11 protein-coding genes and 1 pseudogene are annotated in these 11,570 nt (G+C 37.9%); all 12 read right to left on the reverse strand.

Annotated elements, in window-relative coordinates:
• Nucleotides 1–615 (reverse strand): annotated as a pseudogene (locus H1P_RS25185) (hypothetical protein); the annotation flags it as partial.
• A gap of 661 nt (nt 616–1,276) precedes the next feature.
• Entirely contained in the window at nt 1,277–1,462 is a 186-nt protein-coding gene (locus H1P_RS25190; protein ID WP_144872585.1) for a hypothetical protein, read from the reverse strand.
• Nucleotides 1,463–1,511: 49 nt separating this feature from the next.
• Nucleotides 1,512–1,712: a hypothetical protein gene (locus H1P_RS25195; protein WP_144872588.1), complete on the reverse strand. Its 201-nt coding sequence runs from the start codon at nt 1,710–1,712 to the stop codon at nt 1,512–1,514.
• Nucleotides 1,713–1,775: 63 nt separating this feature from the next.
• On the reverse strand, nt 1,776–2,498 hold the full coding sequence (locus H1P_RS25200) for a hypothetical protein (protein WP_144872591.1): 723 nt from the start codon (nt 2,496–2,498) through the stop codon (nt 1,776–1,778).
• 210 nt (nt 2,499–2,708) lie between these two features.
• Nucleotides 2,709–2,972: a hypothetical protein gene (locus H1P_RS25205; protein WP_144872594.1), complete on the reverse strand. Its 264-nt coding sequence runs from the start codon at nt 2,970–2,972 to the stop codon at nt 2,709–2,711.
• A 7-nt stretch (nt 2,973–2,979) separates the two neighbouring features.
• Nucleotides 2,980–3,609 carry a ParA family partition ATPase gene (gene parA / locus H1P_RS25210; RefSeq protein WP_144872597.1) on the reverse strand — a complete coding sequence of 210 codons (630 nt, stop codon included), beginning with the start codon at nt 3,607–3,609 and terminating at the stop codon, nt 2,980–2,982.
• Between the two features lie 104 nt (nt 3,610–3,713).
• Complete coding sequence (locus H1P_RS25215) at nt 3,714–4,406, reverse strand: tyrosine-type recombinase/integrase (protein WP_144872600.1); 693 nt, start codon at nt 4,404–4,406, stop codon at nt 3,714–3,716.
• Between the two features lie 99 nt (nt 4,407–4,505).
• Nucleotides 4,506–5,264 carry a GIY-YIG nuclease family protein gene (locus H1P_RS25220; RefSeq protein WP_144872603.1) on the reverse strand — a complete coding sequence of 253 codons (759 nt, stop codon included), beginning with the start codon at nt 5,262–5,264 and terminating at the stop codon, nt 4,506–4,508.
• Between the two features lie 456 nt (nt 5,265–5,720).
• The gene (locus H1P_RS25225) at nt 5,721–6,077 is read right to left on the reverse strand and encodes a hypothetical protein (protein ID WP_144872606.1); all 357 of its coding nucleotides are present in this window, start codon (nt 6,075–6,077) and stop codon (nt 5,721–5,723) included.
• A 139-nt stretch (nt 6,078–6,216) separates the two neighbouring features.
• Nucleotides 6,217–8,718 (reverse strand): toprim domain-containing protein, encoded by a 2,502-nt coding sequence (locus H1P_RS25230; RefSeq protein WP_144872609.1) that lies wholly within the window; start codon nt 8,716–8,718, stop codon nt 6,217–6,219.
• Nucleotides 8,718–9,053 carry a plasmid mobilization protein gene (locus H1P_RS25235; protein ID WP_144872612.1) on the reverse strand — a complete coding sequence of 112 codons (336 nt, stop codon included), beginning with the start codon at nt 9,051–9,053 and terminating at the stop codon, nt 8,718–8,720. Before H1P_RS25235 ends, H1P_RS25230 begins: the two co-directional genes overlap by 1 nt.
• A 553-nt stretch (nt 9,054–9,606) precedes the next feature.
• Nucleotides 9,607–11,268 carry an iron uptake porin gene (locus H1P_RS25240; protein ID WP_186376139.1) on the reverse strand — a complete coding sequence of 554 codons (1,662 nt, stop codon included), beginning with the start codon at nt 11,266–11,268 and terminating at the stop codon, nt 9,607–9,609.
• Nucleotides 11,269–11,570 lie beyond the last annotated feature (302 nt).

Genomic DNA, 11,570 nt, shown 5'->3' on the forward strand with positions numbered 1-11,570 from the left:
GTCAAGGAAGTCTTCTAGGAGATCGCTTACTGGAGTGTAATCTAGATCGAGGAGGCACGAACCTTGTTGTAAAGGTAAGCGGTGTCCGTTAAAAAGACTGTTATAGCGTTTGGTGTTGGGGAAGGTTTCTAATTGACCTCTTTTGATTTCTAGTCCTGCATCTTCGGCTGCTTTGTTCATCACGCAAGCTAATCTGAAGGTGTTGACAGGGCGATCTAAGAAGAAGTAGAGGTGCAGTCCTTGACTTAAACTAGATTGCAGCAGCACAAAGCGGAAGATACCCCAGAGTTCTAATTCTCCCTTGAGTAGTCTTAATGATTCTTCTTGTTCTCTGGGGTCGTAAATGCTACCCCAGTCAAGATCGTAAAGTCCGTGAGTGGTTTCTGTGCCGAAGCGTACTCCTAAGATAATGTTGGGGTCGCTGTATTTGTACGAGAGTTTTTGTTCGGTAAGTTTATATTTTTTTACGCTTTTCCATTGTGATTCTGGGGTTTCTTTAGCTATGAAATCCCAAGAATGAGAGAATATTTGATAGAATTTGTGTCTTAGAGCGTACTGGGCAAAGCTAGCAGGGGTTTGACTTTGGTTTTCAGAAAAAGATGGGGAAAATACCACGGTTATTCTATATTGCGAAGGTTTACGATTTGAAGCGAAAGAACCGCAATGATAGAAATTCGTGCTAACCTGACTTATAATTAGATTAGTTACTAGCATCATTGCTGGTCAACAGACTGTCGTTGCTTTCATTGCATTCATTGCGATAAGTCACGATTACGGTTCAAGCACAGCACGAATCTTCATTTCGGTTATTCATACATTGCGAAGGTATGCAGCCACAATTTAGGTTTATCGGTGCTAACTAAACTAGAAAGTCATATTCAATCTTTTGAGCGACCTTATTAATTGACGTTAATAAGAATCGCGATTGATAATGACAATTTCAACCAAATCAACAATTAGACAGAGAGGAAATAATGTCTACTAATTGTTGTCTAAAAAGGGTTTTGACCCGCCTTGTTGCGTCTTGTTGAAGTTACGTTACTAGCTTCATCAGACGCATTTTGGTTTTTATGTATAAAAGCGGTCGCTTTTGTACATTTCGCTTCAATAGGAATTATCGTACATTTGCGACCATTAAGGGTAGATTACTTATCGATTCTTAAAAGGTCTTATTATTTTGAGGAGTTGGGATGTCGGCGGGATACTTTCATTTCCCGACATTATTGTAATTTATCTAGCTGGTATATTTGGTTAAAAGCCTTAGTCTCGTTGCTTTTTAAGCTTTAAGGGACATAATTTTTGATTCTTTATCATCCCAGTTTTCTAGCCAATCACCTTCTACATCTTCTACATATTTTTCGATGCCGTCTACTCCATCACTTAATAATGTTTCTTGTAAAGCATGGATATCTTTAAGACTTTTACGTAGTCTAGCTAAACGGCACGATTCAGGCTTTTTCAATGTTCGATCTCTTACATTAAATCAGATAACACATTATTAATGATGAGTTTTACTCTTCATCATCCCAATTTTCTAGCCAGTCACCTTCTACATCTTCTACATAGCGATCTATGCCTTTTACGCCTTCCGCTAGCTTAGTATCTTGTAAAGCACGACTAGCATTAAGAGACTTGCGAAATCTGGCTAAGGGGTCGGGTTTCGCTTCTTGACTAATAGATTCTTGAGTAGGTGCTTTTTTTAGTTGGAACATACCAGTTTATAATTTTGCAAGAGTTATATCGAGTGTATAACAACCTTGTAATAAATATGTTGGTTATTCTACAGTATCTTCAATATAACAAGTATTTGGTAATGTGTTAGCGTTATTTAAAATCTGATTGGCTAATCTGTGTATAACATCTAATTCGCTACCTGTCTTACTTACAGGATGATAACTAATAAAAATAGCCCGTTCAATATTCCAATGTTTCAAAGTATCTTTCCACTTACTTTTCTTGTCGTCTAATAGATATTCATTAGTAATAGTTAGTTGTACGCATAAAGGTTTTTCAAAAGTCCCACTGACAATTAAATCTGTAGCCATTGAAAAATCACAAATATATCTTATGCTGACGCTGCCACCACGCTTTTTTACAATGTCAGATAAGATGTTTAGAACCCTACGATCTTTACTTTCAAATTTTCCAGCCATTAATTCTTTTTTCCAAATTGATAATTTGGGGTCAAATTTCTGAAACCATTGAGGAAATAATTCTGTAAACCAATATCTTTCTGTAGGTGTTAATTCTTTGAGAGCTAATTGACGATTTGTCGGGTCTAGTTCTTTGAGTGCTAACCAAATCTCAACATCTTCAATTAATTCTCGTAAGAAAAATATCACTTCTCTTTTTTTGCTCAGAGAACCTGGTTTTGTATTTTTAATCCAAGTCTTTATTTGTCTAAGTCTAGAAGCAAGAGCTTTATCTACCGTTTCAGCTTCTACTATCAAACTATCTAATAATGGTTTTATATCTTGGGCAAGTAATTTTTGATTCATCTAAATCATCCCTATATTTATTACTATCTATTAACCTTTGACCAACTAATTATCTAAATTTTGTTGCTCCGATACGTAGGCATTTTTCAAGTAATTGAGGGAAAAACTATTGAGCTATGATATCGCGAGCTTCTTGTAAATAATTACAAATGTAATTATTTACATCTGTAATTTAGTAAATTTGTAAGCTGGTTAATTGGGAACTTCAGCTTATTGGTTTCTATTTAACTCGGTAACTAAGAGTGATTGCATTAACTCTTTAATAGTCATACCTTTTTGGGCTGCTAGTATCTTGGTTGCCTGATGCTGTTTTTCTGGCACTTCAAAGGTGATCCGTTTGGTTTTTTCTGGCACTTCCGATTGATTAGAAATATCATTATTGCCATTGCGATTTTCTACCCAGCTATCAGGATTTTTTGGTTGAGTATTTTTACCTGGTTTGGTACTAAGTCTCGATGGTTTTTTCTGTGACATGGCTATCTTATTTTTTGGTGTTTAATAGTTCCTCTACTACTGCATTAATTTCCGATGCAGCAATACTATGGGGTGATGTTTCTAAAACCGTGCTACCGATATTAAGGCTTTCTGCAAAGGCTATTCGCTGTGCTAGGGCTGCCTTTAATACTGGGTAAGGATAATCTTTTAGTACTTCGACTACTTCTTTCCCGATGGCTGTATTGACTATTTTGCGATTGATAATAAATGCTGCTTTGAGATCTGGTTGATATATTTGGGCTTCAGAGATTAGTTCCACAACTGAATGGGCTGCCCAAATATCTAAGGGTGACGGCTGTATGGGTATTAGAACTAAATCTGAAGCTAGGATTGCCGATCTTGTTATATCGGAAACTCTCGGCGCACCATCAATGATTACATAGTCATATCCTATGGCTAGTTTGCCGATTTCTTTATGGATTATGGGACGGTCTAAACCGACTACGCTAAAGGGTGCATTTCCTTCTCTGGCTGTTGCCCAATCTCTAGCCGATCCTTGAGGGTCAGCATCGATTAACATCACTTGATAATCTTTCAAGGCTAGGGCATGAGCTAAATGTAAGGCTATGGTTGTCTTACCAGCACCGCCCTTTTGATTCAAAATGCCTATTTTCATGGGATATGGTTTTTGTTATCCATGTGTATTTTTACATTTGTAATTAAGTAAGTCTGGAATAATGTATTTTTGTAAAAATGTTGCTCTGAAAAATTATCGAGAGTTCATTGTTTGTAAGAATTTTTGTCTGTAGAAATGGGGTCATCTATTTTCTTTATCTCAGATTCAGATGTTGTATCTCGATCCTGTTGAATGTGAGACAACATTGAAAGTGATGCGATCGCTCCTCTGACTTGTTCTGGTTTGACCTCTAAATATCTTTGTAACTGTTCTAGATTGCGATGTCCCGATATCTCTTGAATGATTCTTAAGGGTATTCCTGCATTGCTCATTTGAGTTAGGGCGGTACGCCGAAAGCTGTGAGAACTAATACCGATTAAACCGATTCGGCGACAGGCTTGTTTGAGTAGTCTCGCACCGCTATCGGAATTTAAATGACCTTGACCGCCCTTACCAGGGAATAAATAGGGATTGTCGGGTAGAGTTTGATAATTAGCCAGTAATAATCTTAATTCTTCTATTACTGGTATGGTGCGGGTTGCTAGTTTATTTTTGGTGTTTTTCTTACGAAGGATTAATTCCGATCTAACTTTACCGTAGCGATCTCGAAGAGATCCGCTTCGCGGTGCGTAGACATCGATTTTTTGCAGGGTTACACACTCATTAATTCGACAACCTGTATAGAGACAGATACCAAATAGAACGCGGTCGCGGTCTTTATCCGTACCTTGATTGAACAGTAATTGTATTTCTTCTGTGGTTAAAATTTTCGCTTTACCATGTCGATCTATCTTCATGGTTAATCTCTTTATGGTGAGTTTATTGTAATTTCTCACAAAAAAGAGCATTTATAAATATCTTTCATCTTATTTATCAAATTAAGCCAAGATATGAACTTAGCGTTCGGGAAAAAATCGAGTTCGAGAGCTTCCTTCTTCAATTGGTCTTAGCGACCACCCGCTTAACTCCTCTAAATAAGCAGTTTCATCAATTGAGTGGATATTAAGGGCATTCTCAAATTCTTTAGTCGAACCAAATCCTACTCGCTTGATTAGTTCGCTACGAGTTAAACCTTCTCTTTTGTCTCCATAATCTGCCGTCCATTCTTGTAATCCGCGAGGGGGTAAGGATGCTTCTAGTCTTTTAGCAATATCTGAAATTCCTAGTTCGGCTAGTGCGGAGAAGGTGGTTTTGAATTGTTGTTTGAGGGTAGCTAGTTCTTGTTTTACTCGTTCTAATTCGTCGCTGGTTACTAATGCTTTAGTAGTAACAGTTGTCATTGGTTCTGTATTAAATTCTTCAACAATATCCGAAAGATTATCGACAGTATCTAAGACAAAATAACCGATTCTACTTTCTATAGATGATTCGATAAAATACTGATATCGATGATGGCTATTCCATCTAGTTCGTAGATTATCTGCTTTACCTACATACAGTATTTTATGGTCGGGTGTGTAAACGAAATAGATACCTGGTTTTGCTGGCAGCTTTGCTCTTTCAGTTATATGTAAGCTGGGTATGGAGTTAGATAGCATCCCCACTATGACATCTGTTTTATTTTGTCTGGTTTGCTTGATTTGCTTGTCGATACTATCTACTATCTGAGAGGGACAGCGAATTGTAATGCTTTTGCTACTTGAAGTGTCAGTCATGTTTTACAGTAAGTGGTAATTAGCTAACTGTGTCTTGCGTGATGTCTTACAAGTTTAGCTATAGACTAACTTATTTTTTTGATAACCCGCTTAGAGGATTGATTAATTACGTGTCATGTATAACATGACTAAATACAAAATTTTATTTTAAAATAACACTGTTAGACAAGTTGTGATAATTAATAATTGAATAATTCTTTTTTGCTTTAATTTATCGATTTTTTTAGAGGGTGATAAGCGGAGCTACATAAATATGTTTGACAGTTTTTTCTATAACATTGTTTGACAAATTGTTATACTAAATCCCAATAAAAGAGATTTAAACATCCCATTACAGTACTCTGCTACGATACCTAAATCTATGTTTGATATCATGAGATGTAATTTACTTTTTCTAACTTTTGCTGCTTAAAAACTACTGAACGGACAAAAAATCAGCCTCTATTTAGACCGATCTTAAACATACTGGTCTTGATTGCGAAAACGGTAAACTTTTTCTAGAAAGTCTTGAGCGTTACGGCTGTAATAAGTAGTTTTCTTCCCCTTAACGCGCCATCTATTTGTCGTTGGATAAAAGTAAATTTTGTCTCCTTCAAAATCTACCAGCCACAGAGATTTGTTAATTTCTTCATATTCAACATTCCACTCAGCAAAAATCAAAGCAGCCGATTTTTTCAATGCTACCTTTTTCTGCTTTTTTTCTGACTTAGATTTCTCCCACTCTGGACGTTTAGCAGCATAATACTTCTGCTTATAATATTCTGCTTGTCCACTGGCATATCGCGCTGAGTACCATTCATTGTGTTCTACCATTGCGTTCCTTTTGCTTTGGCTCTTCTGATAACTTCACCAAAATAATAGCAACTTCAAATACTCGACTACGAGAAAAGCAGCAATAAGGTAGTAAATAGTATTGTTATAGCTAAATTGTAATATGTTAGAAAACAGACTTCTATAACTCTAAACCTCTACTTCTTTGCTGCTGTTTCTGTTGGCTCAATATTCTTTGTCTTTCTTTCTCTACTACCTCATTCCAATCTTTACTGTGTTGGGGTTGATGACGATAAATTTGAGATGATTCGGGAGCTACCTTAACTAAAGTTTTTGCTATCTTATTACCCATCTCATCATTATCTGTAGCAATAACTATCTCACCACCGAGTTTGGTTATCTCTGCCATAGCAGTCTTAATTAGTTCCAATTGATAGTTAGACATCGTTCCTGATGTGGCTATGTAGCGCGTATGGGGATTCTCCTTACCAAACAGTTGATGATAGCTCATAGCATCAATGGCACTTTCTGTAATTACAAGAGAGCGATCTTTTTCTGATTGATTGGATTGCCACAATGTCTTTGTTCCCCCACTGCTAAAGCCTGTAAAGTTAGTATTCTTCACGGAGTAACCAGTTAATCCATCTCTGTCATAGTGAGGAAAAATAGCATTACCACGCTCGTCAATGGCAATTTTTCCCGCAAAGCGAACGCTCTTTTGAATAAATCGTTGGATTCCTCGTTGTTCTAAATAGGGATGTTCTTCTGCTATTTGGAATTTGGATGCAGCTTTGATAACTAAGTAGCGATCTTTTGTTATGGGTTGGGGTTTATCTACGGGTGTAAATTTAGATGATTGTGGTGTTGGCACTTCAAGCCAGTTTCTCAATTCTTTTCTAACTCCACCCAAGTTTGAGTTACGGCGATTTTGAATAAAATCAATAATCGTACCGTTATCATTGTCATCTCTGACAGAGAAGTAAATACCGTGTCCGTCGGTGTCGGTGGCAACTATAACTTTGTCTCCATTACTGTGACGCAGTACGGCACTGTTACGGCTGGATGTTTTGCCTATATATTGATATCCCTGGCTTTGAGCATATTCGGCTAAGTTAATTTGGGTTTTGAAGAACTCTAGTTCTGCTTTTCTTTTGCGTCTCTTATCTCGTCTTCCTCTTTCAAGATTGAGGTGAATTTGTTGATGGTGTTGGAGAAGCTGTTGACTTGTGTTGTTAAATTCTTCACTTGTTCGCTCAAGTTGTTGACTTGACTCTGTAGCTGTTTGTTCTGCTGCTCTAACCGTTTCATGTCCTGCTCGTACCGAAGAGAGAGTGTTTCTATTTGCTGTTTGTATTCTTTGGCTAGCTGTAGATAGGATTTCCTCAGTTGATTCTCTAGTTCGCTCACGATCTACTCCACTTTGTAACAGGGTTGTCCCTGACATTCCCAGCCTGGGTTCACTTGTTGGTAAGGGGGTGGGATGATGAATGTCCCGTTGTCGGTTTCGTAGATCGTTATCCCTTGGGTTTGGTCGTTGAGTTGGTTCAAGGTTTGTTGTTGTTGCTCGATCTCTTGCTCTATTTGGTCTAATTGAGTTTGTTTGGCTATCATTCGCTGGGATAAGAACCCTATCAGCCCCCAGCTTCCGCCTAAGATACCCAGACAAAGACTCCCTACTCCGAGGGATATCCATATCCATTGTTTGCCCAAGTATTGTTTTAATCTTTGGTGGTTCTCCTTCATATCGCGAGTGATGATAGCTCGCTCTAGCAGAAGCCAATTCGAGGATTCTTCCCTGAAGTTCCTCAAGAGTTCTTGACTGTGTGTCTCCAGTTGAGTTTTCAATTGCTGGAGTTCTGCTTCTGCTGTCTCCTCTAGGCGTTTGTTGTTGGCTTCTATCTTCTTTTTCAGGTTGTCCCCCAAGTCGCCAAGATGCTTCATAAATCCCCCCTTTTAATCGATATCTTTGGTTATCTGAGCGATTGAGTACGGTAATGTAATTTTTCCCCTGTCTGGGTACATCCAAACCTAATTCTGTAAAGGATTTGATTATGTCGTCGCGATTAACAATCAGTCCTGTTTCAATGCGTTGGGTGATGTATTCGGTAAGTTGTTTTTTGGGGTCGGGGGATGCTGTTAATCCTGCTCTCTTGTTTTCTGCATCGATGAGAGCTTGATAGCCCCGTGAATAAATTCGTTTTCGGGATAAATCGTCTGGTCTTGCCCAATCCTCTTTGATGTTCCAATATGTCTGCCAGGGTTTGAAGTAACCGTGCCAACCAGGAGGAGCAATATTGAGACTTTTACCCGTTTCTAGTTCTACTTTGGGGGTGACAAAATGAAGTTCTACTCTGTCGCTTAGAGTATGGGTGTGACGTACCCAGAGGGTGTTGTAATTGTCGCGCTCGATGCCAGCAAAGGCATATTCTTCAAAGGAATCGATTAATGCTTGTTGTTGTTCTTCTGTGGGAGCATCTTCAATCGCAAAGCTGAGTACCCCACTGTTGTATTTGTACTTGAAATCCAGTCCGTCTATGAGTTGTTTGGTAATTTCTGGGTTGCCCCTGACTATTTCTGGGGCTGGTTCTCGGAGGGTTTTCGTGTTGGGGTTATCTTTTCGTGTGATGTATTCTACAGGGCCACTGCCAGATCCTACTCCTCTGGGGAAGAATTTAACTAGCATTATTCTTCACTTCCTTTGGTAAATTTTAAAGCTAGTAAGGCTTTTTCAATTGCTATCAAATAGGTGATTACTTCTACTGCTTCGATGGTATTTGTATAGGTGTTTGCCCACCGAGCAATTTGATTTAAGTTGTTGCCTATTTTCGCTATTTGATAGGTACGTTGTATCTGGATTGCTCGGTCGCCTACATTCATTACTTTGACCCGATTCATGGCTTCTCTAGCTAACTGCGAGATGGACAATCCAGCAGCGTGTGCTTTTAATTCCCAGTCCAATTTTTCTTCGTCTGTGAGTCGAATACTTATGGTGTTAGTGCGCTGTACTTTTCTGGGCATAGTTGGCTTGATTTGCTAGAGGTTTTAATTAGTTAAGAAACACCTATATTTTCTTTTTCCTACTGCCTGAAGGGGTCGAGGGGAATACTTTCCCCCGCTAGCCCCCCACGGACGTTGATTGTAGCGGAGGGTCAATTAATGTTCTACGTGGGGTGGGCTAGCTTTCTTCCTTATTATGGGGAAGACGCGCTATTGTATCTGACCCTATTTTAGCTATCTATAATATAACAATTACTGCCATTGTATAAACAAATAATAATGGTAAAGAGATTCGGTATTTTGTTGAATCTTAATTCATCTAGCTATCTGGGGTTGGTAGGTGTTTTTCTAATTTATAATTTACTACTATTTTCTCAAAACCTAATCTAACTATAATGTGGTAAGTACTTCATAATTTGTTTAGATATCCGAGCATCAGATTTTCAAAGCTATACAAAAGCTAATCTTCTTTTTCATAATAATCATTTAGCCCGATCTATCCTAATAACTTTAACTTTTGTTTTGGTTTAATGAGGGTGATCAACAGCTATTTTATATAATCCCGAACAACACTTTAAAAACTAAAAGTTGTTCTAATTACTCCTATCACAACATCATCGTTATCATTGTCATGATCTGGTGCAGTCAGCCAAATAAGACCAGGTGTAATGGCAATATTGTCTGTTAGTTGCAGTTGATAAAATGCTTCTAGGTGAAAGGAGGTATCTCGATCTGTATTAGGGCGATCACTGAAATTAATGCCTTCCGAATTAGTTACTTTTGGTTCGATACCGATGACAATTCCCCCCATGCTACCTTCTTTAATCAGATCGGGAAAAGCGAAAATTATAGCACCATTCCAGACATCAAGGCTGCCATCTTCAAACTGTCCATCTAAGACATTAATTTTCGTATAAGCACCCCAGCCACCTAAAACAAAGCGAACGCTAATTGCCCAAGAAAATTCGACTCCGAAAGCGTCGCTATTAATAGATGCAGTCTCATCAAAATTATCAGCAGTAAAAGAGCGAAAATTGACTAAAGTGCTACCAGTGAAAGTTTCGCTGTTGTAACCATGGACATAAGTTAAACCAAATTTAAGATCGTCATTGGGTTTAATTAATAATTGGGCGAGAGTGGCAAAATCTCCATTAAATAAGCCGTTTCCTGGGGTGGGGTTGCTAACCGTTTCTTGAGATGCTAAGTAACCCCCAGTAATTTCTAAGACATCATTAAATTCGTGACGAATACCCGCACCAGCACCAAAAGTGGTGTTGTAAATGGGGTTACGAGTAGCAAAGTAAGATAACGCACCACTACCGCCATCGCCATCGAGTACTGTTACCGTATCCGTATAGTCATAAAATGTGCCGTAAACGCCCTGTAGAGTAACTTCAGTTCGCTCTCCAATAGGGAAATAGTAAGCTAACCAGGCTAAGTAAACATCATTTTCGGTATCCGATTCAAAGCCTAATGCACCTTCAAAATAATCAAAGCGATAGGGAGTGTTACCAGCTTCTAATTCTACGTATAAGAAATCATGTCCCGTGAAACTGGTTTCCAAGTCGAGGCGAACGCGATCGCTGAAAGTGGTAATTTGGGGAATATCATCACCGTCTAAATTTTTCCCTGTAACAACTCCCGCAAGGGCTAAAACGACTTCTCCATATAGTTTAGTGGTAGTGGAAAACTGATTGTCTTCTAAAGCAGCGATTCTATTTTCTAAATTGTTAACCCGTGTGTCTAATTGTTTTAACTCTGTCTCAAATTCTTGAGTTAAACGTTTGACAGTTTTGATATCTTCTACTGCAACGGCTTCAGAAGAAGCGATTAAACGCTCGATTTGATTTAAGCAAGAGTTTAATCCAGCAGCAAATTCATAACGCCTTAAAGCTTGATTTCCGCGATAAGTTTGGTTGGGGAAACCTGCAATGCAACCATAACGATCTACTAAACTTCTTAATGCTTCATAAGCCCAGTCTCCAGGGTTAACATCCCTTAATTGATGAACATTTGTTAGTTGTGCTAGGGAATTTTTATCTAGGTTGGAGATATTTCTAAGATCAGATAAATTAGAGGACGTAAAAAAAGTAATATTTTCTAATTTTTTAGAACCATGTTGATTGTATTTTTCTAAAAATGATGTTGAATTAATACTATTTTCTAAGGGTAATTCTGTCACACTAATTGCCAAAACATTACTTTCAAGACTTAGTAAGATTACGGAGCTAGACAAGACTATTTTCTTGGTTTTTGACCAGTATAATCTCTTAAAAATAGCCATTTATTCACATTTCAATTATTTTGCTGCGTCCAATATTATATTCAAAGTATTAGCTATTGGCATGAAGATAAAATTTTTTGATCTTTAAAAATACTGCTATTGATTTTGATTTAACAAAAGGGAATTATAATAGTGACTCGATAGTTTAAATTTTGATTTAGTAAGCTAAAAAGCTAGATTGCCCATGAACTTAGATCGAGAAAAAGAGTTGTCTGTTACTAACAGTAGCCCTCTATCTAAAGCAACCAAAGGTG

The organism is Hyella patelloides LEGE 07179 (genome assembly GCF_900659865.1).
GTDB lineage: Bacteria > Cyanobacteriota > Cyanobacteriia > Cyanobacteriales > Xenococcaceae > Hyella > Hyella patelloides.